24 protein-coding genes and 1 pseudogene are annotated in these 23,659 nt (G+C 60.7%); 11 read left to right on the plus strand and 14 right to left on the minus strand.

Features of this window, described 5'->3' with window-relative positions:
- Window positions 1-43: 43 nt before the first annotated feature.
- A complete protein-coding gene (locus AX768_RS14480) occupies window positions 44-730 on the plus strand; it encodes an orotate phosphoribosyltransferase (RefSeq protein ID WP_062001005.1) in 687 nt (228 codons plus the stop codon).
- 83 nt (window positions 731-813) lie between these two features.
- Here AX768_RS14480 and AX768_RS14485 read toward each other — a convergent pair whose 3' ends face one another.
- Complete coding sequence (locus AX768_RS14485; protein WP_062000515.1) at window positions 814-1,521, minus strand: response regulator; 708 nt, start codon at window positions 1,519-1,521, stop codon at window positions 814-816.
- 396 nt (window positions 1,522-1,917) lie between these two features.
- Here AX768_RS14485 and AX768_RS14490 point away from each other — a divergent pair, with 396 nt between their 5' ends.
- Entirely contained in the window at window positions 1,918-2,445 is a 528-nt protein-coding gene (locus AX768_RS14490) for a YbhB/YbcL family Raf kinase inhibitor-like protein (protein WP_082778840.1), read from the plus strand.
- Window positions 2,446-2,546: 101 nt separating this feature from the next.
- The gene (locus tag AX768_RS14495) at window positions 2,547-3,113 is read left to right on the plus strand and encodes a flavodoxin family protein (RefSeq protein ID WP_062000516.1); all 567 of its coding nucleotides are present in this window, start codon (window positions 2,547-2,549) and stop codon (window positions 3,111-3,113) included.
- A 92-nt stretch (window positions 3,114-3,205) separates the two neighbouring features.
- Here the strand turns inward: AX768_RS14495 and AX768_RS14500 are convergent, their stop codons facing one another.
- The 7 genes and pseudogenes from AX768_RS14500 to AX768_RS14530 all read right to left on the minus strand — a co-directional run bounded on the left by AX768_RS14500 (window position 3,206) and on the right by AX768_RS14530 (window position 10,424).
- Entirely contained in the window at window positions 3,206-4,033 is an 828-nt protein-coding gene (locus AX768_RS14500) for an OmpW/AlkL family protein (protein ID WP_062000517.1), read from the minus strand.
- Window positions 4,034-4,132: 99 nt separating this feature from the next.
- Entirely contained in the window at window positions 4,133-5,374 is a 1,242-nt protein-coding gene (locus AX768_RS14505) for a DUF2957 domain-containing protein (protein WP_062000518.1), read from the minus strand.
- 68 nt (window positions 5,375-5,442) lie between these two features.
- A pseudogene (locus tag AX768_RS14510) lies at window positions 5,443-6,893 on the minus strand (DUF2957 domain-containing protein).
- 378 nt (window positions 6,894-7,271) lie between these two features.
- Window positions 7,272-8,225, minus strand: coding sequence for an N-acetyl-gamma-glutamyl-phosphate reductase (gene argC, locus AX768_RS14515; RefSeq protein ID WP_062000519.1), 954 nt, complete (start codon window positions 8,223-8,225; stop codon window positions 7,272-7,274).
- Between the two features lie 260 nt (window positions 8,226-8,485).
- On the minus strand, window positions 8,486-8,851 hold the full coding sequence (locus AX768_RS14520) for a response regulator (RefSeq protein ID WP_062000520.1): 366 nt from the start codon (window positions 8,849-8,851) through the stop codon (window positions 8,486-8,488).
- Between the two features lie 18 nt (window positions 8,852-8,869).
- Entirely contained in the window at window positions 8,870-9,322 is a 453-nt protein-coding gene (locus tag AX768_RS14525; protein ID WP_062001007.1) for a hypothetical protein, read from the minus strand.
- 223 nt (window positions 9,323-9,545) lie between these two features.
- Window positions 9,546-10,424: an NAD(P)-dependent oxidoreductase gene (locus tag AX768_RS14530; RefSeq protein ID WP_062001008.1), complete on the minus strand. Its 879-nt coding sequence runs from the start codon at window positions 10,422-10,424 to the stop codon at window positions 9,546-9,548.
- 64 nt (window positions 10,425-10,488) lie between these two features.
- Here AX768_RS14530 and AX768_RS14535 point away from each other — a divergent pair, with 64 nt between their 5' ends.
- Both AX768_RS14535 and AX768_RS14540 read left to right on the plus strand, forming a co-directional pair.
- Window positions 10,489-11,268 (plus strand): Mut7-C RNAse domain-containing protein, encoded by a 780-nt coding sequence (locus AX768_RS14535; protein ID WP_062000521.1) that lies wholly within the window; start codon window positions 10,489-10,491, stop codon window positions 11,266-11,268.
- Window positions 11,269-11,348: 80 nt separating this feature from the next.
- Complete coding sequence (locus tag AX768_RS14540; protein WP_062001009.1) at window positions 11,349-11,630, plus strand: hypothetical protein; 282 nt, start codon at window positions 11,349-11,351, stop codon at window positions 11,628-11,630.
- 111 nt (window positions 11,631-11,741) lie between these two features.
- On the opposite strand, the gene AX768_RS14545 is transcribed toward AX768_RS14540, so the two are convergent.
- From AX768_RS14545 to AX768_RS14555, 3 genes are all read right to left on the minus strand, one after another.
- Window positions 11,742-12,053 carry a high-potential iron-sulfur protein gene (locus AX768_RS14545; RefSeq protein ID WP_062001010.1) on the minus strand — a complete coding sequence of 104 codons (312 nt, stop codon included), beginning with the start codon at window positions 12,051-12,053 and terminating at the stop codon, window positions 11,742-11,744.
- Between the two features lie 124 nt (window positions 12,054-12,177).
- On the minus strand, window positions 12,178-13,284 hold the full coding sequence (locus tag AX768_RS14550) for an NAD(P)/FAD-dependent oxidoreductase (protein ID WP_062000522.1): 1,107 nt from the start codon (window positions 13,282-13,284) through the stop codon (window positions 12,178-12,180).
- A gap of 206 nt (window positions 13,285-13,490) precedes the next feature.
- The gene (locus AX768_RS14555; protein ID WP_062000523.1) at window positions 13,491-14,468 is read right to left on the minus strand and encodes an AAA family ATPase; all 978 of its coding nucleotides are present in this window, start codon (window positions 14,466-14,468) and stop codon (window positions 13,491-13,493) included.
- A gap of 352 nt (window positions 14,469-14,820) precedes the next feature.
- On the opposite strand from AX768_RS14555, the gene AX768_RS14565 reads away from it, so the two are divergent.
- Window positions 14,821-15,324 carry a hypothetical protein gene (locus AX768_RS14565; protein WP_062000525.1) on the plus strand — a complete coding sequence of 168 codons (504 nt, stop codon included), beginning with the start codon at window positions 14,821-14,823 and terminating at the stop codon, window positions 15,322-15,324.
- Between the two features lie 18 nt (window positions 15,325-15,342).
- On the plus strand, window positions 15,343-16,149 hold the full coding sequence (locus tag AX768_RS14570) for an endonuclease/exonuclease/phosphatase family protein (protein ID WP_062000526.1): 807 nt from the start codon (window positions 15,343-15,345) through the stop codon (window positions 16,147-16,149).
- 7 nt (window positions 16,150-16,156) lie between these two features.
- Here the strand turns inward: AX768_RS14570 and AX768_RS14575 are convergent, their stop codons facing one another.
- The 3 genes from AX768_RS14575 to AX768_RS14585 form a co-directional block, all read right to left on the minus strand.
- Complete coding sequence (locus AX768_RS14575) at window positions 16,157-16,564, minus strand: response regulator (RefSeq protein WP_062000527.1); 408 nt, start codon at window positions 16,562-16,564, stop codon at window positions 16,157-16,159.
- A 96-nt stretch (window positions 16,565-16,660) separates the two neighbouring features.
- Window positions 16,661-17,605 carry an aldose 1-epimerase gene (locus AX768_RS14580; RefSeq protein WP_062000528.1) on the minus strand — a complete coding sequence of 315 codons (945 nt, stop codon included), beginning with the start codon at window positions 17,603-17,605 and terminating at the stop codon, window positions 16,661-16,663.
- A gap of 20 nt (window positions 17,606-17,625) precedes the next feature.
- Window positions 17,626-18,483 (minus strand): phytanoyl-CoA dioxygenase family protein, encoded by an 858-nt coding sequence (locus tag AX768_RS14585; RefSeq protein ID WP_231941282.1) that lies wholly within the window; start codon window positions 18,481-18,483, stop codon window positions 17,626-17,628.
- A 255-nt stretch (window positions 18,484-18,738) separates the two neighbouring features.
- Between AX768_RS14585 and AX768_RS14590 the strand changes: the two genes are divergently transcribed.
- From AX768_RS14590 to AX768_RS14605, 4 genes are all read left to right on the plus strand, one after another.
- Window positions 18,739-19,797 (plus strand): LacI family DNA-binding transcriptional regulator, encoded by a 1,059-nt coding sequence (locus AX768_RS14590; protein ID WP_062001012.1) that lies wholly within the window; start codon window positions 18,739-18,741, stop codon window positions 19,795-19,797.
- 134 nt (window positions 19,798-19,931) lie between these two features.
- A complete protein-coding gene (locus AX768_RS14595; protein WP_062000529.1) occupies window positions 19,932-20,945 on the plus strand; it encodes an ABC transporter substrate-binding protein in 1,014 nt (337 codons plus the stop codon).
- Window positions 20,946-21,089: 144 nt separating this feature from the next.
- Window positions 21,090-22,661, plus strand: a complete 1,572-nt coding sequence (locus tag AX768_RS14600; protein ID WP_062000530.1) for a sugar ABC transporter ATP-binding protein — start codon at window positions 21,090-21,092, stop codon at window positions 22,659-22,661.
- Window positions 22,658-23,656 carry an ABC transporter permease gene (locus AX768_RS14605; protein WP_062000531.1) on the plus strand — a complete coding sequence of 333 codons (999 nt, stop codon included), beginning with the start codon at window positions 22,658-22,660 and terminating at the stop codon, window positions 23,654-23,656. The genes AX768_RS14600 and AX768_RS14605 overlap by 4 nt, the downstream gene beginning before the upstream one ends.
- Window positions 23,657-23,659: the final 3 nt, after the last annotated feature.

Below are 23,659 nucleotides of genomic sequence, written 5' to 3' on the forward strand. Positions count from 1 at the left end.
GACGGCAGGGATGCTCTCCACTCACGAACCCAAGGACTTGCCCATGACAGGCACTGACCGCCAGACCATCTCGGACACCACCGCAAAAATGCTGCTCGAGGTCGAGGCCGTGCATTTCAATGCGGCCAAGCCGTATATCTTCACATCGGGGTGGGCGAGTCCGGTCTATATCGATTGCAGGAAGCTGATCTCCTATCCCCGCGTGCGCCGCGGCCTGATGGAGATGGCCGAGACCACGCTCCTGCGTGACGTTGGCTACGAACAGATCGATGCAATCGCGGGCGGCGAGACCGCCGGCATTCCGTTTGCCGCGTGGTTATCGGACCGGTTGATGGTGCCGATGCAATACGTGCGCAAGAAGCCGAAGGGGTTCGGCCGCAATGCGCAGATCGAAGGTGTGTTGACGGAAGGCCAACGCGTGCTGCTGGTCGAGGACCTTACGACCGACAGCCGCAGCAAGATCAATTTCATCAACGCGCTGCGCACAGCAGGCGCGAAAGTGAATCATTGCTTTGTGCTGTTTCATTACAACATCTTTAAAGAAAGTGTTTCGGTTCTGAAAGACATTGACGTGGAGTTGCACGCGCTTGCAACCTGGTGGGACGTATTACGGGTCGCCAAAGAGGCGGGTTATTTTGAGACAAAGACGCTGGATGAAGTCGAACAATTTTTACACGCGCCGGCCGAATGGTCGGCAGCGCATGGCGGAGTAATGGCAACACCGAAATAATCCGTAATTTTCATATTGTCAATGAAATAAAAAATCCGCGCGTTTCATCAACGAGCGGATTTTCATTTCAACAAACTTAACAGTTAATCGATGTCTGCGCGAAATTCATCGTCGAGATTTCCATCGCCCACATACGCGGACAAATTCAATAAACCATTACTTTGGGCATATTGAAACAATTCCGAATCCCTTTCAATGCCGAGTTTGCGCATGGCGGTATTCTTTTGCGTGCTGATTGTTTTGATGCTGCGCTTCAACTGCGCCGCAATTTCGGTAATCGTCATGCCCGAAACAAATAAGCGCACGACTTCCAGTTCACGCTTGGACAACACCACGTCGCGTTGCTGACCGCTCGCGGACAAGCCCATGCTGTCGAGGGCCACCCGCACCGAGGGGCCGATGTACTCTTGCCCGCGCATCACGTGCACGATCGCGAGACCAATGTGACTCAAATCGTCTGACTTGTTGATAACGGCCGTGACGCCTACTTCACGCAAGCGTTTGAGCAGCGCGGGATTTTCCAGCATGGTTAATACGACAATACGCACAGTCGGAAATTGTCGCCCGATATAACCCAGGAGCGGCATACCGTCACCGAACTGGCCACCCGGCATGGCGAGATCGGACACAACCACGTCGCACGGAGACTTTTGCAGAAGCTGAATCAATTCCGTGGATTGACGCGCCTGCCCGACCACCTCGATTTCGGGAAACTTCAGTAATGCCTGCGCAGCGCCAAACAGAATGACAGGATGGTCATCGGCGATAATGACTTTTATCCGTTGACCCATTATTTACCCCCCGCTCGTAAATGGATAAATCCCTTGCGCATTATAGGCAGTGTGCCCGCGTTCATTACATACCCCCTTCAGCCTGGAGATCGGAATCCCAGCGAAACCCGAGTCTACTGGTTGCCCCTTGCTGAGTTGTGTGCCGAACATTTGAAAAATTTTATCCTTCCCACGCAATGTTAAACTTGAATGCAGCATTAATCCTATTTCTGAGACAAAATACATCGTTACAAAGGGTGAAACGCCAGTTCTGGCCACGCCCGAGACAGGAGAACTCGCACCATGCGCTTGGGGACCGGGCTTGTGGTTTGTGCTGTGTACCGCGTCGCTGATTGCCGCGTTTTTCGTTTCCGAATCTCCCGCCGCTCACTGCTGCTTCCGTTTTTCTGCGCCGCGATGGTATCAAATGCGCCGCACGCAGTCGCCGAAGTTGTTGCGTCCGTTCCATTCACGTTGACAAGCAGCGACATCGTTGCAGATCAGCGAGCACCGCTCTCCCTTGTCTTCGATCAGAACGACTGCAAGGGCGGCAATCGTTCCCCCCAGCTTTCCTGGCACAACGCGCCGGCCAACACCCAAAGTTTCGCGGTGACCATCTTCGATCCCGATGCACCCGGGCGCGGCTGGTGGCACTGGGCTGTCGCCGGGATCCCGGCAAGCGTTGTCAAACTGCCGTCAAACGCAAGCGCCTCGGGCTTCCTGCGCAAGATCGGCGCGGTCGAATCGCGCAATGATTTCGACATCGACGGCTATGCGGGACCGTGTCCGCCGCAAGGCAAACCACACAGATACATCATCACCGTCTACGCGCTCAAAAGCGCCGACTTGCGCCTTCGCCAGAGCAGCCCCTCGCTCATGTTCGAACACGAGATCCGCACAACGGCGCTGTCCAGCGCGCAGCTCGTGGTGACCTACGGACGATGACCAAAACCCTCCGCAAGGTGCGCAAATCGGCCCGAAATTTGGCTTGCTAGACTGGGTCTTTCCGCTTAACCCGCGACGTTGAGTCGCAGAGAAGGAATGACATGCCGAAAATCGTCATCGTTTATCACAGTGGCTATGGTCACACGAAAAAAGCCGCCGAAGCCGTCCTCGCAGGTGCCACCGATGCAGGCGCCGACGCCAAACTGCTGGCCGTCGGCGATCTGGACGACGCCGGCTGGGCCGAGCTCGACGCCGCCGACGGCATCATCTTCGGCGCGCCGACCTACATGGGCGGCCCGTCCGCCGACTTCAAGAAATTTGCCGATGCCAGTTCAAAACCCTGGTTCGCGCAATCGTGGAAAGACAAGGTCGCCGCCGGCTTCACCAACTCGGCGACCATGAACGGCGACAAGCACTCGACCATCGCGTACTTCATCACGCTCGCCATGCAGCACAGCATGATCTGGGCGGGCACCGGCATGATGCCGTCGAACACGAAGGCGGCCACGCGCAACGACCTGAACTTCGTCGGTGGTTTTTCGGGCTTGCTCACGCAATCACCTGCCGATGCATCCCCGGACGAAGCACCCCCGCCCGGCGACCTTGAAACAGCAAAAGCATTCGGTGCGCGAATCGCGGCCGTTACAGCCCGCTGGACCGGAAAGTAGGCCAATCCCATCCGCTCATGAAAGCAGCGGAAAATCGTCCCGCCGAATCGCGTCTAAACGGCATCGAATGATTTGCGGGACTGGCTGCGCCATCAGAAACGGTACGACACCGCCAGGAACGTGATCAGCGGATCAGCGTTCAGCTTGCCTTTGGTCGTGGCGAGTTCGGTGCCGTCGGCCGCCTTGATGATCAGCGATGACGTCGTCTTCAGCGGAATGTACGTGAGGGACGCAATCAAACCCCAGTGTTTGTCGAAGTTGTAGGTGGCGCCGACGTTGAACACCGGTTGCCACGACGACGAAGCCTTCGCGTCCACCGATGTCTGCCCCGGCTTGCCCGCAGCAGCCGCCAAAACAGCGCCGAGATTGTTTTGCGTCGAGTTGACGAAGCCGTTGGTGAGTTTGATGTTCGTGAAGAAGTTGTACGACACGCCAATACCCGCGAACGGCCGGAACGCCGACGTCGGTGAATTGAAGTAGTACTGGAAGATCAGCGCCGGGCTCCACTGCCGCACGCTTTTCACGATCGGATTGGTCTCATCGAGATTCTGGTTGCCGAGCGCGCCCGCCGGACCCGGCGGCCGGATGGTGCCGTGACCATCGAGCTCGAATTCGGGCGGCACGCCGCCCACGAACGTCGTCGCAATATGGTCGGTGAAAAAGTGTGTGAAGACAAGGGCGAGGGTATCAGCGCTTTTTGTCGAAAGGCCTGTTCCCGACGACGTGAATTGCGACGGCAAGCGCAGCGGCGTGTTGATCGGCACGGGCGCCACGTGGGTGGTGAGTTCGCTGCTCGAATCCTGCGGCATGACGTGGAACCAGCCGAGTCCCACGACGTTATCGCCGGCGCTTTGCGCGTGCGCCGTCATTGAAGCGCAAGCCCAGGCGCACCCGATCACCGCTGCCAGTATCTTTCTCATATCGTCTCTCTTCGGTTACAGGCCGTCACGCGACACGCCACTTCTATATAGAAGGAGGCGTGAAACGCGCTCAGCCCTTTTTGATGGGCTGCCGGACGGTCACTCGACAAATGAGCCGATGGTGAAATACGGAGTCGTCGGGTCACTCTGGTCGAGGTAGCCGAACACGCCGCCGGAGAAGATGAACTTGCCGGTGGGTGTCGCGCCGGTCGATGCATTGACGACCGTCGACGTCACAAGACCCTGGATGGTCTGCGTGTAGTCGAGGTTCAACGCCCGCGACAACGCAACTTGCGACGGCTGGAACGGATCGATGAGCGTGGCCTGCGTGCCGGTGAGCGCTGTTGTACGGTAGTTGAACTGGTTGTCCACGCCGACGTATTCGCCATCAACCGATCCCACCGCCACGTTCGTTTGCGGCGAAAGCATCGAGATACCGGATTCGTCGTCGGCGAAAGGCGGAATGCCTGTCGTGATCGTGGCGTTCGCCGTGCCCGTACGAACCAGGATCGGCACGTTCGCGCCGCGCAACTTGCCGACAATCATGTAGCCCTTGCCAAGCGGGCCGGTCGCGAGCGTCGGTTTGCCTTGCCCAAGGAAGTTGTTCGTGACGAACGCGCCGCTGCCATCGGGCGATGGCGTGAAATTCGATCCCGCCTGCTGGCACTTGCCGGCGTTCACGCCGGTGTTGTCGCACTCTTGCCACGTGCCGTCGGCATTGATGGTGATCTTCGAATCGACGGCAAGACGCGCATAACTTTGCGATGGCACCTCGTGATACCCCAGCTGGTTATACGATCCCGCGACATTGGCGAGATTGGTTTCCAGCGTCGAGAAGCCGATGAACGGGTAGTACGGGAACGTGCGATCCGGCACGACGCCCTGCCCGAGAATGCCGCCGAACTGCAGCTCCTTGCCCGGAATCGTGCCGCCCGCCACACCCTCGCCCACGAAGATACGCGCGGGGCGCGTCGGGTCGAGCGTCGCGCCGTTCAACTGATACGCGCATTGATTCAGCTTTTGTGTCGGCAGGCCGGTTTCCATCGTGAGCGTGCCGCTTTGCGTGGTGCCGGCGCGCGTCGGGGAGACGGTGCCGGTCGTGGCGGGTATCGGCGATTCAATGTACGTCACTTGCCACGTGAGCTTGGTGGTGTCGAGTTGCAGCTTGACGAGTTCGCCGTCGCCACCGCCGCCGGTGAAGTTGGTCGTGTAATCAACCGATGCCGGGCACAAACGGACGACCGGCGCCTGCGGCGCATCGCTGCCGCCCCCACACGCGCTCATCAGGAACGGCGCCGCGCCCGCGATTGATACAACTGCGCCAAGAGTTCTCCATTTCATGCTGCTGTCTCCATCCACATGGGTTCGTTCGTTGGCGGCCGACGCATGCCGGCCGCCGTGTTTTCCACTTATTTGCTCAGCAACGCGCCAATGCCGAAGTACGGGCTCGCGGGGTATCGGCATTGACGGAGGTCGATGTCGGGCCGCCATTCACCGTGCTTCCCGCTATGAAGATCCCATACAGGCCACCCGCCGATATCAGCGCGCCCTTGCCGCCGTTCTGGTCCTGCACGCCGATCAAGCCGGGCAACTGCTGCGCGTAACTCATGCCGAAGCCGGTCTCGGTGCTTTGCGTCGATGGATTGATGAACGAGCCGACCGGACCTTGCAGCAGCGCGGCCGTGTACTTGAAGTTCGAATCCGCGCCGACGTAGCCGCCATCGAACGCGCCTGATTGCAGCGCTGTGTTCGGGGCGAGCATGGCGATGCCGGATTCATCGTCGACTTGTGCTGCGTTCGTGTTCAGCGGCGTGAGCGGCGACGGCACGAAGACCTGGCCCGTGCGCACGACGATCGGAACGATCGCGCCGTTCACCTTGCCGATCACCATGTTCGCGTTGGCCACGGCCGGGAACGTGAGCGCGCCGACGAGCGGCAGCGTGGGCGTCGCGCGTTTGCCCTGCACTTGCGGCGCAACGGCGCTGGTGAAGTACGAACCGCCTGCATTCGCCGTCCACGCGCCGCCGGTCGTCTGGCAGGACGTGTTCGATGCCGGCACGGGCACGGTGCAGTTACCGGCGGTATCGAAGGATTCCTGCGCCTGGGTGGTCGTGGTCGCGTAGTTATTCGATGGAACCAGGTGGTAAAGCAGCGCGTTATACGTGCCCTTGAGGTCCGCGACGTTCGTGCTCACCGACGCAAAGCCAATGAACGGATAGAAGTCGAAATGCCGGTTCGGCACTGGGAACAATTGCGGGAAACCGGGGATGGCATGAACGCCGTCGGCGGTGAGCGTCGCGCCGTTGTACTGCAAGGTCGCACCCGGAATGCCGCCGCCCGCCACGCCCTGGCCAATGAAGATAGTCGGCGGATTCGCCTGGTTGAATGCCGCGGCGGTCGTGTAAGTCGATCCATCCGCCGCCTTGCCGCCGCCCGGCGTCAGCACGAATGCGCAACGCGTTTGCTCGGCGGTCGGCAACGTTCCCGCCGGCGGATGAACCACCGCGCCCACGATGGTCGTGCCTTTGCGCGTTGGATTGACGGTGCCGGTGACGAGCGGTATGGGCGATTCGAGCCATTTGAGCGTGTACTTCATGTTCACGGCATCGATGTTCAGGCTCACAATCTCGCCGCTGCCCGCGCCGCCCAGATACGTATTGGCGACAATATCCGCGTTGGCCGGGCACAACGGCGCCGCGCCCGCGCCGACGCCCGGCGCACCTTGCGTGCCACAACTTGCGCCGGAACATTGCGGCGTGTTGATCGGACCCGGGTCGTCGGCCTTGCCTCCGCCGCATGCAATGAACAACGGGGCGGCCGCAAGTGCGAGCGCGAGTCCTTTCGAAATGGCATACGGCATACCGCTGTCTCCCTCATTTAGTTTTACGCTGTCATTTCGCGTTGACCTTCTTGTGGCGATCGGCTGGAAAGGTCCAAAAGCGGCAATTCAAACAACCGCTCTTCCGGAGCGCCTTGACTGGTAAGGCGCGCGCGACGCATTGAAACAAAAATTCGTTCAGACCTCAGTCAGGAGAATTTCTGTTTAGCCGAAAAGCAAAACGAAGAAGCTTTGAGCGCGAAAACGCGTAATCATTGACGAACGAACGTTCGTAAATAAATTAGGAGATTCCCTATGGAGTAATTGGCGAGAAATGTGTGGACGTAAAAAAACCGGTTTCGCACGAGGGCAGAAACCGGCTTTTCCTGACGGATGCGCAGGGCGTTCAGCGGAGTTACATCAAGCGATCAGTCCCGCTGCTTCGTCGGCGCCGATTGCGAGATTCATGCACTGGATCGCCGCGCCCGATGCGCCCTTGCCCAGGTTGTCCAGACGTGCGACGGTGACAAAATGCTCGTCGTTGCCGAAGACGAAGAGGTCGACGCGGTTGGTGTCGTTGTTGGCCTGGACATCGAAGAAACCATCGTCGAGATTGCTGTCCGCATTGAACGGCAGCACGCGCACGAACGGCTCGTTGGCGTAATACTCGGCGAAGAGCGATTGCACATCTTGCGGCTTCGCGGCGCGCGTCAGTTGCTCCGGTGAGAAGTAAGTCGTGACCGCCAGGCCCTTCAAAAAGTTACCCACGATAGGCGTGAAAACCGGCGCACGCTTCAGCCCCGAGCGCACGGCCATTTCCGGCAGATGCTTGTGCGTCAGGCCCAGCGCATAGGGACGCGGGCTCATCAGCTTCGGATTGCCGGCCATCTCGAATTCCGCGATCATCTTCTTGCCACCGCCGCTGTAGCCCGTGATGGAATACGCGTGCGCCGCGAAATCGTCGGAAACGAGGCCGCTCGAAACCAGCGGTTTCATGGCGAGCAAAAACGCCGACGCATGGCATCCCGGCACGGCAATGCGCTTCGCCGAGCGCAGGCGTTCGCGTTGGGCGGGCATCAGTTCGGGCAGGCCATACGCCCAGTCGTCCTGCGTGCGAAACGCCGTGCTGGCGTCGATCATCACCGTGCGATGGTTATCCGCATTCACCAGCGACACCGATTCGCGCGACGCCACGTCCGGCAAGCACAGGAACGTCACGTCCGACGCGTTGATCAGCCGGCGGCGCTCTTCCACGTCCTTGCGGCGCGCGTCATCGATACGCAGGATCTCGACGTCACGCCGCGCCGACAGATATTCGAAAATCTTCAGGCCGGTGGTGCCTTCCTGTCCGTCGACAAATACTTTGGTGGTCATCTTGATCTCGCTGGTTCGGTCGCGCGGCGGGCGTTGAATCGGTCCTGCCGATGCGCAGTAAAAACGCCATTTTAATGCGCTTGCGCGTCAGCGCGATGGCATTGCGGGGGCCGCGCCAAAAACGCAGGCAAAAAAAAGCCCGCGCATGATTGGCGGGCTGAATCCATATCAGTGGAGACATGGAGGAGACAGATCCACTGTACCGGAACCATTGGTGCAGCGCAACATCTCCTTCGCTATGTGTCTTACAGATACAACACTCAGGGCTGCGTCATCGACAGGATAAAACCCAACTGATCGATCGAAACCGGCTTGATCAGATGGACATCGAAGCCGGCTTCCTGCGTCATTTCATGATGTTGTGGCTGGCCCCAGCCGGTCAGCGCGACCAGCAGCATGGACGCGCCATCCGGCAAGGCGCGCAATGCGCGGGCGGCGGAAAGGCCGTCCATCGGCGACATGCCGAGGTCGAGGATCACCACTTCCGGCCCGAATTGCCGCGCTACATCCAGCGCCTGCATGCCTGAACACGCTTGCGCGACCTGATGGCCGAGGCCGGTCAGCAAGCTGGCGAGACAGCTCAGGGCGTCGTCGTCGTCATCGGCTATGAGAACACGCTTGGTCATGACAGTCCCCTGTTTGCCTTATTTGCCCGATACCGCGAGCGACAACTTGCCCGAGCCAGCCGTCGTCGCTGTGATCTGCGTGCGTTGCCCGCGCTCACCGATATAAAAATGCTGGCGCGCCGCCGAATTCTGATCGTGCGTGGCTTCCGGCAGGCACGACGCGATGTCCGCCGCGACCGCTTGCAACGCGTCCTTCGTCGAGCCTGAATCGGTTGCTTTGGTCCATGTACAAGTAAGCGTGCCGCCCTTCGCCGCGCATTGCGCGTCCTGGCCGTAAGGCTGGGCGACGGTATTGGCGTCGCCGGGTTGCACGGATGAGAATCCGCCCGGCGCGGCCGCGACAATGCGCTTGAGCGCGCTGCAGGGCGCGGGGGTATCGTCGGCGAGGGCGAATGTGGGCATGTTCAGGCAAAGCACGCCAATGCCCGCCGATGCCACCATGAACATAAGACCCCGAAGAGTGCTTTTCATATGGTCGCTGTCCTGTCTCCGCATCATCTTTTTTTACGTTCGCAAGGGCTTGTCGCAGCCTGCGCGCGGCGTGTCCGTGTGTCTGTGCGCCACCGAATGCTTCCGGTTCGATACCACCCGGAACCAGAAGGCGAACGGCGCGCCAAGTATACGGAACGTTGCCGCGCATTGTCGTTATTTATTGCGGATGCGACCGCCACCTGTTTTTATCGCTGAGCAAAAATCACACCTTCCTTCCTGCCCGCCGCGCAGCGACTTTGCCAAGCACCGCGAAGTCCTTGTCGCCGTCGCCGTGAGCAAGCGCCTCGATCAGGTTGTCGCGCACGAGGCTGCCCACCGGCAGCGTCACGTTGACCGCGTCGCCGGCGGCAAGCGCGAGACGGACGTCCTTCAAACCGAGGCGCGCCTTGAACAACGCGGGTTCGTAGCGGTTATCGGCAATCATGCGGCCGTAGCCCTGATAGACCGGACCCGGGAACAGCGTGTTGCTGATGACATCCAGGAACGTGTGCGGGTCGATGCCGTGCCCGGTCACCAGTGAAGCCGCTTCGGATGTCGTTTCTATAGCCGATGCCAGCATGAAGTTTGCCGCGAGTTTGAACACGTTCGCGTGCTGTGGCGTGGCGCCGACGCGCCAGGTCTTTTGTCCGATGACATCGAATACGGGCTGCACGCGGTTGATTGCATCGTCGGCGCCGGCCGCGATGATATTCAGCTTTCCCGCCGCCGCCACGTCCGGCCGTCCGAGCACGGGCGCCGCGACATATGCCACGCCGTGATGCGCGTGCAGGGCAGCAAGTTCCTCGCAGAGCGCGACCGAGATCGTCGCCATGTTCGCGTGCACGATGCCTTTTGGCGCACGCTCGAGCAAACCGCTGTCGATCACGACAGCGCGCAATGCGGCGTCGTCAGCGAGCATGGAGAACACGGCGTCGCCCGCAAAGGCTTCTTCCGGCGACGCCACCACGGTCGCGCCTTCGTCGGCGAGCGGTTTGGTTGCCTCGGGCGAACGGTTCCAGACGCGTACCGTGTGGCCTGCCTTCAGCGCGTTCAACGCCATCGCGCTGCCCATTCCGCCGATTCCAATAAAGCCGATATCCATGTCCTGCTCCTTTGTAAGGTGCTTGCCAAAGCAAACGCGTCGAACCGATGCGATACTCGAAACCATGACGACTGCCACGTTCCGTTTTCATCGGGAGTTGAATGAGTTCCTGGCGCGAGCGCAGCGCGACCGGGTGTTTGCCTGCGGGTGTCCGGCGGCTTCGACCACGAAGCACATGATCGAAGCACTCGGCGTGCCCCATACGGAAGTTGCGCTGATTCTACGGAATGGCGCGCCGGCGCGCTTTGACGAGGCTGTCGAGGAAGGCGATTTCATCGATGTCCATCCGGTCGGCGCCGTGTCGCGTTCGCTCGATACCGCTCAGCTTCTGCGTGCGCCGTTGCGGCTCGATACGCTGCGGTTTATAGCCGATGCCCATCTTGGCGCACTCGCGCAACGGCTTCGGCTCGCGGGTTTCGACACGCGCTACGACAACCATTTCCCCGACGATGAAATCGAGCAGTTCGCGCTCGACGAACATCGCGTGGTGCTCACGCGCGATCGCGAATTGCTCAAGCGCCGCACGCTGGTCCACGGCTGTTACGTGCGTGCGCTGCAACCCGATGCGCAATGGCGCGAAGTCGCCGTGCGGCTTGGGCTTGCGCAACACGTGCGCCCTTTCCGGCTGTGCCTGATGTGCAACGCGCCGTTGCGCCGCGCAAGCGCCGACGAAGTCAGTGACCGCGTGCCCGACGGCGTGCTTGAGCGCCATACACGCTTTGTCACCTGCGATGTCTGCCGGCGGGTGTTCTGGGAAGGCTCGCACTGGAAGCGGATGCGGGCGCGCATCGAAGACCTGATGGACGGTGAAGCCGGCGCGCCGCCGGTTCCGGCCCCGGGCTAGCGAGGGAAACGGGGCAAACCCGGGACCTGCGTACAATACGCGCCTCGGCCTTTGTGTCTCCATTGCTTCAGGAAAAACGCGTGAAAAAATTCGACCTCGAAAAAAACAAGGCGCTCAAGCTCGCCAACGAACTGAAGCAAGGCAACGCGGCACGCTTCGGCGTGCCCCCCGAGCCGAAGCTCGACAAGCGTGAACAGCGTCGTCTGGATCAGGAAAAGGGATTGGTGCCGTTCGCGTGCAAACTGGACAGCCATCTCGTCAAGCAGTTGCAGGAACACGCAACCCAGCACGAAGGCGGCATGAGCGAAGCGCTCGCCGATTTGCTGGTGAAGGCGGGACTGGAGCGCAAGGCTGCGAACTGATCAGCCATGTGTTGTCTGCAGAATGAAAAAAAGCCGTTCCGCTCGATGAGGGAACGGCTTTTTCTTCTTACGCCGGGGTCAGCTTTCCATCTATACGATGCTTCAGCCGAATCAGGCTCGCTTGTTATAAGCGTTGCACCATCCCTTCGATGCCACTTGCTTGCCCGCGAACATCGGACATGCAGCGTACGCGTCGGTCGCCTTCGCTTGATAGAACGAACAATTGCCGCAGTCCTGGCCGGCCGCGTAGCGCGGGAACTTGGACTTGTCGACGGTGGCGGCGTCTTCCTTGTAGCCGAGGCTCTTCGCCATGGGATCTGTTTCGGGCAGCTTGACCGGATCGGCGAAGGCCGTGCGCGAGACCGCCAGCGCCGATGCCATGCCAATGCTCGAGATCAGGAAAGTACGTCGGGTGGATTTCATTGATGTGCTCCGGGGTTCTGTGTATTGGGGGACGCCGTTCTTGTCGACGGCGATGTCCAAGAGCATAGCAACGGGGCGCGGCACGGAATCACTCAAATGGCGGAGATAAGAAACTCCGAAGGCGTCAAGAAACGCTCAGCATCCTCGCGACTTTCTCCGCGATCGCCAGTGAAGCCGTCAACCCCGGCGATTCGATACCGAACAGATTCACGAGCCCCGCCACGCCGTGCGCCGCGCGTCCCTGGATGATGAAATCGGCGGCGGGCTGGCCGGGCCCGGAAAGCTTCGGCCGGATTCCCGCATAAGCGGGTTGCAAGGCGTCATCGGGGAGATCGGGCCAATAGGCGCGAATGGCGGCGTAAAAGCCGGTGGCGCGCTGGGCATCGACGGAATAGTCGATCTTCTGGATCCACTCGACGTCCGGCCCGAACTTGGCCTGCCCGCCCATATCGATGGTGAGATGAACGCCAAGTCCGGCCTCGTTCGGCATCGGGTAGATCAGGCGGTCAAACGGCGTGCGTCCGCTCACGCTGAAGTAGTTTCCCTTCGCGAAGTAAAGCGGCGGCACATGGCGCGCATCCAGCCCGCGAATCCGCCGCGCAATGTCATTGGCGAACAGGCCGGCGCTGTTGATCACACAATCGGCCTGGAATCGCAAAGGCGCATCGCCACCCGTCTCCACGATAAAACACCGGTCGCGCGCATCGATCTGCGTCACCGGCGTATGGAACGCCACGGTCGCGCCATCGCGTTCGGCGTCGCCTTGAAGCGCGAGCATGAACTGATGGCTGTCGATGATCCCCGTCTGCGGCGAAAGCATCGCCTCCACGCAGTGAAGATGCGGTTCGAGCGCCATTGCGTCGGCGCCGCTCACGCGGACCAGATCCAGGACGCCGTTTTCCACGGCTTTCTGCTGGATTGCGGCGAGCTGCGGCAACTGGTTGCGCGCGGTCGCAACCAGCAATTTCCCGCAGCGGTTATACGGGACGCCATGCGCGTCGCAATACTCGTAGAGCATCGCGCGGCCTCGCACGCACAAATCGGCCTTCAGCGATCCGCGCGGGTAGTACAGCCCCGCATGGATCACTTCGCTGTTGCGCGAACTCGTGCCAATCCCGACCGCTTCGCCCGCTTCGAGCACGATCACCTCGCGGCCGCGCGCTGCCATCGCTCGCGCGACAGCAAGGCCGACCACACCTGCGCCAATCACCACACATTCGATCCTGTCCATCTCTTCATTCTAGGCGAGCCCGGGCTCGATGCGTTGTTGCTGCATTTGTTGCGAGAAACACAATTACCGATCGGGACTCGCCGAAACTCGTATCATTTTCCGAAACAATCAGCTCGATTTCAGGAAATATGGCCGTTTTGCCAGAAATTTGACAGTTTCAGGCCATATTTCGACCACTTTTTGCAGATTTCAATAAATCCGCCTGGTCAGAACCCGATCGCTTTCTTCCGGCTGCCGTTAGCCAGTTCAATGTCTTTTGCTTGGACTTCGTGCCGGTTGTCGATGCGCGCATTGCCGAAAGCATTCAGCATCGCGCGCCGCATTTCGCGGGGCGAGGCTTTAGTGAGCGCGTCGAGCGGTGCATCGCCGAGCGTTTCCGGGAAGCGTGCGCCCCAGGCGTGTGCGCTGCGGATCTCGTGATAGATCGATTGAGCGATACGGCGCGCACCATCGCGATCCGGCGGCGCGATCTCGTACACATTCATGCGGTTGAGCAGCGGTTCGGGGATCGTGTTTGCCTGATTCGCCGTCGCGATCCACACCACGTTGCCCGCGTTGATAGGAATTTCGGCGAATTCATCGATAAAACTCTTCGCCGTATCGTGTTCCAGCAGCGCGTACAACGCGCCGAGCGGATCGTATTGGGCGTCGCCGGTGGCTTTGTCGATTTCGTCGACCGTCATGACCGGGTTTGCGTAGCTGCCGTTGACGAGCGCATCGAACACCTTGCCCGGCTTGGCGTTGCGCCATTGCGACGACGCGCCCGAAAGGATCCAGCCGGCGGTCAGGGAACTCATTGCGAGGTAGTGGCACGACGTGCCGAGCAAACGAGCCAGCTGTTTCGCGAAATGCGTCTTGCCGATGCCAGGGTCGCCCAGCAACAGCATTGGCATCAGTTCGAGCCTGTCCTCGGTTTCGAGACACAACGCGATTTGCTTGCGGATATCGTTCAACGGTTCCGCGAAATTCGGCAGATCCGCCACCAGATCGTCGATGGACGGCATCCGGTTCGGCTTCACGCAAAAGCGCAGATTGCCGGCTTTGAGCATTTTTTCGTAGGTTGAGCGCAGGGCTTCGCTGCCGCCTTCGCTCAAGTCGTTCAATGCGGTTTCGACTTCGTCCAGGTCGTAGACCTTGCTGAACGATGCCACGGCGAGTTCCTGTCTGACTACGGCGGTGCTCATTGCTTTTCCCCGTTTTGATGGTCGGCAAATTCAGTTTATCGGCCATAAAACGGCACGCAAGCGAGCACTCGCGGGGGTTTGCTGCCAATCGGGGTTATTGCGACAGCGTCAAGCAGATGAGGCGTTCCGCTTGTATGATCGTCGGGTTGAGCGGGTGCGAAACGTGCGTCGGCAGACGCCACGCTGCTTCCAGCAATGGCGGCCCACGTTTCGGTTTGTAATTGGCGCCATTGGCCGCAAGTATCTTTTGCGCGCCGAACGCCCAGGCAGCACGCATGTCGAAAAACAGCTACCCGGATCGAACGAACGGGCGAGACGCCCGGAACAGAAAGGGATCAGGAGAAAAGCTCATATGTTGAAACATCAAACGGCCGCGTTGTTTTTTTGCGCTGCAGTCGCAGCACCTTTCAGCGCTCTTGCGCAAAACGCGCCGCCGCAGTCGGTGAAGTGGGAATTGCAGGTCTTGCAGGACGGCCAGCAGATCGACAGCTTTACGGGCACGACCGCCGTTGGGCAGGCCCGCACCGACACCCATCACCATGTAGTCAAGAACAACGTGGGTTGCGCAGACAAACCGGCAGGCGATATCGACCTGCAGCGCACCCTGACGCTCTCGCCCGTCCACGCCAACGCCGACGACATCACGCTTCAGATCGATGCCCAGGAAACCCTGCAGGACAGCTCGGCGCCCGTGACCGTTGCGGGTTGCAAGCTGCCGCCGCAGCCGCGTCAGGTCAACGCCGCGCACCCCGGACTCGTGCTGAAGCCGGGCGAATGGTCAACGTGGCAAATCGTCGATAAAAACCCGACGCTCACCTACAAAGTCCGCGCAACGCTCGCAACGGCTGCGCAGTAAGGGCAACACACTGATCGCATGCGAAATCCAGAACACATCAATTCCGGCATTCCTTCCACTCGCGAAATCCCCGACTTCGTGGCCGTGAGCTGGAACTTGCACAAGGGCCGCTCGCCGCTCGGTCTCCAGGCATGGAGCGCGATGCAGCGCTGGGTGCAATCCACCCGGGCCGATGCTTATTTCCTGCAAGAAGCCATGGCGCGCCGGATGCCGCAACCCGTGCTGGCGGCGAGCTTCGGCAATCCGCTCGACGCTCCCGCCAACGACCTCTGGCATTGCCAGGCGACCGAAATCGCGACTTCGCTCGATTTGCAGATTGCGCTCGGGCAGAACGTGTTCAAGCCATCGTGGCGGCACGGCAACGCGATTCTTTCGCCGCATCCGCTGGATCTGGGCGGACGCTGGGATATCTCGGCGCACCGGTTCGAGCGGCGCGGCCTGCTGGTCGCGCGCGCCACATTCGCCGGACGTTCGGTCACGCTGCTGTGCGCGCATCTGGCGCTGACGCGCGCCGCGCGATTGCGGCAGATGAACTGGATCGCGTTGTGGATCCAGAAAGAAGCGCCCGAAGGGCCGCTGGTCCTGGCCGGCGATTTCAACGATTGGCGCAACGATTCAGTGCCGCTTTTTGCCGAACTCGGCATGAGCGAAGTGGCGACCATGCTCGGGGAATCGGGGCGCACTTACCCGGCCTTTTCACCGGCGCTCGCGCTCGACAAGATGTTCGTGCGCGGCATGAAGCCGGTCGAATGGATCACGCCGACGCAAGACACCGCGTGGCTATCCGACCATCTGCCGTATATGGCAAAGCTGCGAGTGGAGTGAGGCGTTTTTAAGCTTGCGAGAATTTATCGATGATCACGGTTTCTATTGCCGTGAACGACACGGGTTTGACCAGATGATGGTCGAAACCGGCGTCATGCGCCTTCTGACGGTCGCTGTCGGCGCCGTAACCCGTCAGGGCAATCAACAACGCTGACTTCGTCACGTCGCGCGTGCGCAGGTCGCGCGCCACCTCAAAGCCGTTCATTCCCGGCAAGCCGATATCCAGGATCACGACTTCGGGCGCGAATTCATCGACCATTGCGAGGGCGCTCGGGCCGTCGTGCATCACGCGAACTTCGTGGCCCAGCGTTTCGAGCAGCATGGACATGGCTTCGGCTGCATCGACGCTATCGTCGACGAGCAACACCCGGCGGGGAAGTCCAGAGTCGCCCAGTGCCCCGTCGGTGATGTTCATGATGCCTTTCCCCTCAATTTTGAGATTCTCGAATGTTCTAGCACGCCCAATGAATCGAGCGCGCGGATAATTTCGAGATGATACCGGGAAAGTGGGTCAGCGCTGATGTGTGCCGGAGTATGGTCGCCATCCAAAACTCGCCCGAACGCGTTCTCCGGGTTGCAGAACGCCGCCGCCGATGTCCTCCTGCGGCATGTCCAGATTCAGGAAATCCACCGTATTCGATACCGGTTCCACGCATAGCAAATCCGGGTGCGCGGCGGGCGCGTACAGGACCATGTGGGCGAACATGGCGTCGGCGGTGAGAGTGACGCTGCGGTCTTCGTCCGGCCACGCGATCGTCGCGGACCTCGACCAGCCGGCGAAATTGTTATCGAGATCGAAGGCATCGGCGGCCATTCCTTCGTTCGATGCCAGCATTCCCAAGCTCTCGTGCGCACCCAGAATCGTGGGCAGGAGGTCAGGCGTTGCGTGCCACATTGCTCGGACGCCGGTGTGGATGCGCGTCGAGGGCGTGCGCGGATAGTACGGGTGGTGTCCTAAGCCGAAGGGCATGGGTTTATCGGCAAGATTGTGGATGGATAGCGTGACCAGCAATTCCCCGGCGTCGGTGAGTTCGATGCGCTGGGTTGCTTCGTACCGATACGGCCAGTGATGCGCCGGTTCATCGCCCGGCGCGTGCGTGAGGCTCAATTCAACCGCATTTGCCGTTGTCCCGACCACGCTCCACGGCCGGCGCCACGCGTGACCATGCAACGCGTGATCGAAGGCGTTGCCATCGCGCGAAAGATCCACGGTCTCGCCATTGAAGACAAACCGCGCGTCGCGCAGACGGTTGCAATACGGCAGCAGCGGAAAGCTCGCCATGCCAAGCGGATTGCGCGCGGCAAGCGCTTCGGGCGACGCGGGCCTCAGCCAATGCAGCCGCTCGCCCTGGTCGGTCAGGTCATAAAACGCAGCAATCGCCCCGCCGACGTGCGGCGCGATCGACGCCCGCCTGTTTCCGGCGCGAAGCTCGATCAGCGCCGGATCATCTGCCATCCGTACGGCCCGGTCGGCGTTCAATATGCGAACCGCTGGTAGCTTTCATCGAAGCTGCGCGGCGTCCGGTCGACTTGCGGGTTGTATCGGAGCAATCGTTTTGCGCGCGGCGGAAGCGATTCGAATGTCGAGCGCGGCACCTGAACCTGAACCTCCGGCCGGAAATACCACGAACGGCTATAGCCGATAACGACCATCGGCCGAGGGTTATCGGTGAAATTGGGTGTCCCCCGATGCACACCGCGCACATCGCGAATCATCACGTCGCCCAGTTTCATGGGCACGCGTTCGGAAGGGAATTTGCCGTCGGCCAGGCCGGCGAGCGCATCTTCCCGCGATATGCGGTGCGTCCCGCGTGTCGTTTCCAGCGAACCGTTCTGGTCATCGACGTCGACGAGCGGGAAATTGACCGCCAGTTGAAACGACGGCGTTTCAGGGACGCCATCGAACAAAGGCGGCGTGTCACGGTGCCAGTCCTGGAAGTCGGAACCGCGCACGGGGGTATCGGTGGCGAGCTGGCACATCACCGGGTCCGGACCTGCGATACGTTCGACAATGCCAAGTACGTCGTCATCGCAAAAAATGGCGGGGTCGGCAAACTCGCCTTCGAACGGCAGCGTCACGTAATATCGGCCCGGGCCGCGATTGCCACTGCCGCCTTTTTCGCGAGCCTCGTCAACGTGCGGCGTGAACAGCGGCTCGAATGCCGCGCGCCATGCATCGAGCGTTGCGCGCGGAAAGTGGTCGGGCAACAGCACAAAACCGTCGCGCTCGAAATCTTCCGCAAGCGCATTGCGAGCGCGCTCGTCGTAGCGGGCCATCGTCGTCTCCTTGAATTGCGCCACGTCGTACGGCGCGGTCGGCGCGCGTGAGTTCACTTCTGGCCACTCAAGCGCACGCCCCAAGAATCGCACGACCAGCATCATATCGTCAATATTATTAGTAATAACACTTAGACACCTTCGATTCCATCAAATGCCAAGCGCATCAATGGTTTCGGAGCGTTGCTCGCAGGAAATATTAATGCTACCGTCTGCGACATCCAAAGACCGCTTCATTGCGTCTTATTGCATCGAACAAGCCGTTTTTTCGCGGCCCGAAAAATGAAAAAATCCACGCAACGCCGCCCGACGATGACGGACATCGCGAAGCTGACAGGCGTCTCGCAATCGACCGTCTCACTCGTGCTGAACAACGCAACGAGCGCGAAGTTCTCCGACGCCACGCGCAACAAGGTGCTGAAGGCAGCGCAGGATCTCGGCTACCGCATGACGACCCGAGAACCGCTGGACGCCACGGTCCCAGCGGAAGAAAAAAACCTGATTGTTTATCTCGCCGACGAAATCTCGACGAGCCCGCATCCTGTCGTGAATATCGACGGCGCACGCGATACGGCGTTCGCAAACGGCCGCATGCTCGCGGTGTATTCAACGCATGGCAACGCGGAAATCGAGCAGCAAGTCCTCGATGCCACGCTGACGAATCCGAACGTGCTCGGCGTGATCTACGCGACGGTGTACACGCGCAAAGTGAGCTTGCCGGCGGCGCTGTCGAAGGTCCCGACCGTGCTCCTGAACTGCTACACAAGCGATACAGAGCTTTCATCGGTCGTTCCGGCCGAGGTTGCGGGCGGCCATGTCGCGACCGACTATTTGCTGAATGCGGGGCATCGAAGGATCGGTTATGTGAATGGCGAACCGTGGCAGGACGCGGCGCGCGACCGGCTGAAGGGATACCGGATGGCGCTGTCCACGGCCGACTTGCCGTTCGCGCCGGAACTCGTCCGCGAAGGCGACTGGAGCTCCGGTTCGGGCTTCGAACAGACGCTTTCGCTGATGCGCGAACCGAACCCGCCGACCGCGATTTTTTGCGCGAACGACCTGATGGCGCTGGGTGCGATCGAAGCGCTCAAGCAACTCGGATTACGCGTTCCGGAAGACGTTTCCATACTTGGCTACGACGACCAGGAAATTGCACGGCACACCCATCCGCCGCTTTCCACGGTCGTCTTGCCCAACTACGAACTCGGCCGGTGGGCGGTCGAAACGCTGCTGCAGGAAGAGCACAACCGCGCCGCTGGCGCACCGGTCCGCCGGCGTGTCGTGAAGCTCGACGGACCGCTGGTGGAGCGCGCGTCGGTAAGGGTATTCACCGAAGCAAAACAGCCCGCAATTAATAATATTAGCGATTGACCAATAATAAAACGCGGTGGAATAATCGTCGCACTTCGACTTTTTTGAGACGGAGCGAGCAAGACGCAAAAAGAACACGACACAGCAGGACCGACTTACTTAAAAAAGCAAGACCATCCATACCGGAGGAAGACATGCTGTCGCTTGAAAACTTGAAAACATGCAAGACCCCGTTCCGCGTGCTCGCCACGTCCGTGCTCGCGCTGTCGATGGCGGCGGCATTCGGCATTGCACACGCTGATGACTCTCCCCTGCCGAAGCTGGCGACCAAAAAACCGCTGCGCGTCGGTTTTGCGCAGACCGAAAGCAACAACCCGTGGCGTCTCGCCGAAACCAAGAGCTTCAAGGACGTGGCTGCAAAGTGCGGCTGGCAGATGGTCATGACCGATGCCAACAGCTCGGCATCGAAACAGGTCGCCGATATCCAGAGCATGATTGCGCAGCACGTCGATCTGATCGTGTTCCCGCCGCGTGAAGAAAAGCCGCTTGCGCCTATCGTGCTGCAGGCCAAGAAAGCAGGCATTCCCGTGATCCTGGTCGACCGCGACGTGGATCAGTCGGTGGCGAAGGCGGGCCGCGACTACATCACGTTCATTGGTTCGGACTTCATCAACCAGGGGCAACGCGCCGCCGACTGGCTCGTGAAGGCGACGGGCGGCAAGGGCAAGATCATCGAACTGGAAGGATCGACGGGCGCGTCCGCTGCGAACGATCGCAAGAAAGGTTTCGATGACGTGATCGCGAAGAATCCGGGTCTGCAGATCATCGCGTCGCAAAGCGGCGATTTCGCCCGCGACAAGGGCCGCCAGGTCATGGAAACGCTGCTTCAGGCGCATCCCGACGTGACTGCCGTGTACGCGCACAACGACGAGATGGCCCTCGGTGCAATCGCGGCCATCAAGGCGGCCGGCAAGCAGCCAGGCAAGGACATCACGATCGTGACCATCGACGGAACGAAGGGCGGCATGGACGCAATCGCGGCCGGCGAACTCGGTGCGAGCGTGCAGTCGAGCCCGTTCTTCGGCCCCCTTGCGTGCGACGTGGCGCAGAAGTTCGCGAAGGGCGAAACCATCCCGCCGTGGGTGAAAGTCTCCGACCGCTTCTACGACAAGAGCAATGTCGCGCAGAGCATGCAGTACGGCTACTGAGCGGCTTCTGAGCGGCCGGTGACCGGCCAAGCAGTCCGCTGTAAAGAGCAACGAAGGTGTTCGAAGCGGCGCGCCCGGTCTTTCGCCGGCCGTCGCTTCTTTTGTATCCGGCGAACATTCCGTTCGCCCGAGGAGACGCATTCGATGAACACGCCAACTCAATCGTCGCTGCTGGAGATGCAGGACATCGATATCAGCTTCGGCGGCGTGGCCGCGTTGCGGCACGCTCGGCTGTCGGTACGCGCGGGAGAAGTGCATGCGCTGATCGGGCAGAACGGCGCGGGCAAATCGACGCTCATCAAGATCCTGACCGGCGCGTATCGGCGCACAGGCGGAACGATCCGTTTCGATGGCCGCGAAGCCGATTTCCGTACGCCCAAAGAGGCACGCGAAGCCGGTATCAGCACGATTTATCAGGAGATCAACCTGGTTCCGTTCCGCTCGATCGCCGAGAATATCTTTCTCGGCCGCGAGCCGCGGCGCCTTGGTTTGATCGACTGGAAGACGATTCATCGGCGCGCGCAGGAATTGCTCGATTCGTTCGGCTTGCAGATCGATGTCAGCAAACCCGTGCGCGAATTCTCCACCGCCATTCAGCAGATGGTGGCGCTCGCGCGAGCGGTATCGTCGGAAGCGAAGATGGTCATCATGGACGAATCCACGTCCTCACTCGATGAACGCGAAGTCGAACTTTTATTCAGCGTCGTGCGGCGTTTGCGCGACGATGGCCGCGCGGTGATCTTCGTCTCGCACCGGCTCGACGAGTTGTACGCACTGTGCGACCGCGTGACCGTCATGCGCGATGGCCAGACCGTCGCCGAAAGCCCCATGGCCGCGCTCGACAAACTGCAACTCGTGACCACGATGCTCGGCCGCACGCTCGCCGCCGTGGTGCAGGAGGACAGTGCCGTTAAGGAAGCGAACCTGGCCAAACGCGGCACGACGGCGATCAGCGCAAAGAACATTGGCGCGGGCGCGAAGGTGACGGACGTTTCGCTCGATGTCCACGCGGGCGAAGCCGTAGGTCTCGCCGGCTTGCTCGGCTCGGGTCGCACGGAGACCATGCGGCTGATGTTCGGCGCGGATCCGGCCGAGCGCGGGTCGCTTTCCATCGATGGAAAACCGGTGAATTTCAAGTCGCCGCAAGATGCGATTGCGCGCGGCATCGCTTATCTGACGGAGGATCGCAAAGGCGATGGGATCGTGCCGGAGCTGTCCGTGCGCGACAACCTCACGCTCGTTTGCCTGCGCACGCTCACCAAACACGGCGTGGTCGATGTCGCCAAGCAACGCGCGATTGTGGACAGGTTTATCGAATCGCTGGGGATCAAATTGCGCTCGCCGGACCAGCCGATTCGTGAGTTGTCGGGCGGTAACCAGCAGAAGGTCCTGCTCGCACGATGGCTCGCCACGAATCCTTCTTTGCTCTTGCTCGATGAGCCCACGCGCGGCATTGACGTAGGCGCCAAAGCCGATGTCGCAAAGATCATTCGCGAGTTGCGCGACTCGGGGCTGGCAGTGTTGCTGTCGGCGTCGGAGCTGGAGGAACTCACGGCGGTGGCCGATCGCGCGGTCGTGATCCGCGATGGCAAGACCGTCGCCGAACTCGACGGCGCACGCATGAGCGAGGCGTCGATCATGGACGCCATCGCCTACGGATCAGGTGAAGAGTCGGCGCTGGCGGAAGCCGTCGATGCCAAAGAAGGTCAGCCATGAACCAGAAAACTCAACCGGCAACGGTCGCGCCGCCCGTGGGACAAAACGCGCCGGGCGCAGCGAAGAAAAAATACCGCATCACGATCCAGCGCGAGATCGCCGTCCTTCTCGCGATGGTCGTGTTCAACCTGTTCTTCACGCAACACTTCTGGTCGCTGCAGACGTTCAACGTCAACCTGACGCAAGTGGTGACGATCGTCATTGTCGGGATCGGGATGACGCTGGTCGTGGCGACCGGGGGTATCGATTTATCGGTCGGCGCTTCGATGGCGATCGCCGGATCGCTCGCGCCGATGATCTTCATGAACATCGGCGGGCCGTTCGGCATTGCGCTGGCGTTTGTCTTGCCCGTGCTGGCTGCCGCGCTGTGCGGCGTGTTCAACGGCTTCCTCGTGACGAGGCTCTCCGTGCAGCCGATTGTCGCGACGCTGGTGCTGTTCATCGCGGGGCGCGGTATCGCGCAGGTTTTCACCGACGGCAGCCTGCAAGCCTTCAACAATCCCGCGTTCCAGTGGATCGCGTTGGGCCGCGTCGCGGGCGTGCCAGCCCAAGTGTTCCTGATGCTTCTGCTGGTCGCCATATTTGCATGGATCGTGCGCAAGACCCTGTTCGGCCAGTATTTGCTCGTGACCGGCGGCAATGAACAAGCGGCCTATTTGAGCGGCATTCCCACCACGCGCGTGAAGATGCTCGCGTACACGTTGTGCGCGGCGCTGGCCGGGCTGGCAGGCCTTATCTCGATCTCGGTCAATTCATCTTCCGATGCCAACGTGATCGGCCTTGGTTCCGAGCTCGATGCCATCGCCGCCGTTGCCGTCGGCGGCACGGCGTTGACGGGCGGGAAGGCGTATATCGTCGGGACGCTGATTGGCGCGCTGATCATCCAGTTGCTTCGATACACCCTGCTCGCTCACGGGATTCCCGACGCGGCCGCGCTGGTCGTCAAGGCGGGCATCATCATCGCCGCGGTTTATGTACAACGGCGCCAGCGCTAGGGG

This window comes from Burkholderia sp. PAMC 28687 (genome assembly GCF_001577465.1).
In the GTDB taxonomy this organism is placed as follows: Bacteria; Pseudomonadota; Gammaproteobacteria; order Burkholderiales; family Burkholderiaceae; genus Caballeronia.

Bases quoted from the DNA above. Each gene is read 5' to 3' on its own strand.
- AX768_RS14485 (WP_062000515.1), bottom strand. From the start codon at position 1,521: ATGGGTCAACGGATAAAAGTCATTATCGCCGATGACCATCCTGTCATT.
- AX768_RS14500 (WP_062000517.1), bottom strand. From the start codon at position 4,033: ATGAGAAAGATACTGGCAGCGGTGATCGGGTGCGCCTGGGCTTGCGCT.
- AX768_RS14595 (WP_062000529.1), top strand. From the start codon at position 19,932: ATGCTGTCGCTTGAAAACTTGAAAACATGCAAGACCCCGTTCCGCGTG.
- AX768_RS14605 (WP_062000531.1), top strand. From the start codon at position 22,658: ATGAACCAGAAAACTCAACCGGCAACGGTCGCGCCGCCCGTGGGACAA.
- AX768_RS14530 (WP_062001008.1), bottom strand. From the start codon at position 10,424: ATGGATATCGGCTTTATTGGAATCGGCGGAATGGGCAGCGCGATGGCG.
- AX768_RS14505 (WP_062000518.1), bottom strand. From the start codon at position 5,374: ATGAAATGGAGAACTCTTGGCGCAGTTGTATCAATCGCGGGCGCGGCG.
- AX768_RS14480 (WP_062001005.1), top strand. From the start codon at position 44: ATGACAGGCACTGACCGCCAGACCATCTCGGACACCACCGCAAAAATG.
- AX768_RS14580 (WP_062000528.1), bottom strand. From the start codon at position 17,605: ATGGCAGATGATCCGGCGCTGATCGAGCTTCGCGCCGGAAACAGGCGG.
- AX768_RS14490 (WP_082778840.1), top strand. From the start codon at position 1,918: ATGGTATCAAATGCGCCGCACGCAGTCGCCGAAGTTGTTGCGTCCGTT.
- AX768_RS14575 (WP_062000527.1), bottom strand. From the start codon at position 16,564: ATGAACATCACCGACGGGGCACTGGGCGACTCTGGACTTCCCCGCCGG.
- AX768_RS14590 (WP_062001012.1), top strand. From the start codon at position 18,739: ATGACGGACATCGCGAAGCTGACAGGCGTCTCGCAATCGACCGTCTCA.
- argC (WP_062000519.1), bottom strand. From the start codon at position 8,225: ATGACCACCAAAGTATTTGTCGACGGACAGGAAGGCACCACCGGCCTG.
- AX768_RS14495 (WP_062000516.1), top strand. From the start codon at position 2,547: ATGCCGAAAATCGTCATCGTTTATCACAGTGGCTATGGTCACACGAAA.
- AX768_RS14565 (WP_062000525.1), top strand. From the start codon at position 14,821: ATGTTGAAACATCAAACGGCCGCGTTGTTTTTTTGCGCTGCAGTCGCA.
- AX768_RS14600 (WP_062000530.1), top strand. From the start codon at position 21,090: ATGAACACGCCAACTCAATCGTCGCTGCTGGAGATGCAGGACATCGAT.
- AX768_RS14550 (WP_062000522.1), bottom strand. From the start codon at position 13,284: ATGGACAGGATCGAATGTGTGGTGATTGGCGCAGGTGTGGTCGGCCTT.
- AX768_RS14525 (WP_062001007.1), bottom strand. From the start codon at position 9,322: ATGAAAAGCACTCTTCGGGGTCTTATGTTCATGGTGGCATCGGCGGGC.
- AX768_RS14545 (WP_062001010.1), bottom strand. From the start codon at position 12,053: ATGAAATCCACCCGACGTACTTTCCTGATCTCGAGCATTGGCATGGCA.
- AX768_RS14535 (WP_062000521.1), top strand. From the start codon at position 10,489: ATGACGACTGCCACGTTCCGTTTTCATCGGGAGTTGAATGAGTTCCTG.
- AX768_RS14520 (WP_062000520.1), bottom strand. From the start codon at position 8,851: ATGACCAAGCGTGTTCTCATAGCCGATGACGACGACGACGCCCTGAGC.
- AX768_RS14555 (WP_062000523.1), bottom strand. From the start codon at position 14,468: ATGAGCACCGCCGTAGTCAGACAGGAACTCGCCGTGGCATCGTTCAGC.
- AX768_RS14570 (WP_062000526.1), top strand. From the start codon at position 15,343: ATGCGAAATCCAGAACACATCAATTCCGGCATTCCTTCCACTCGCGAA.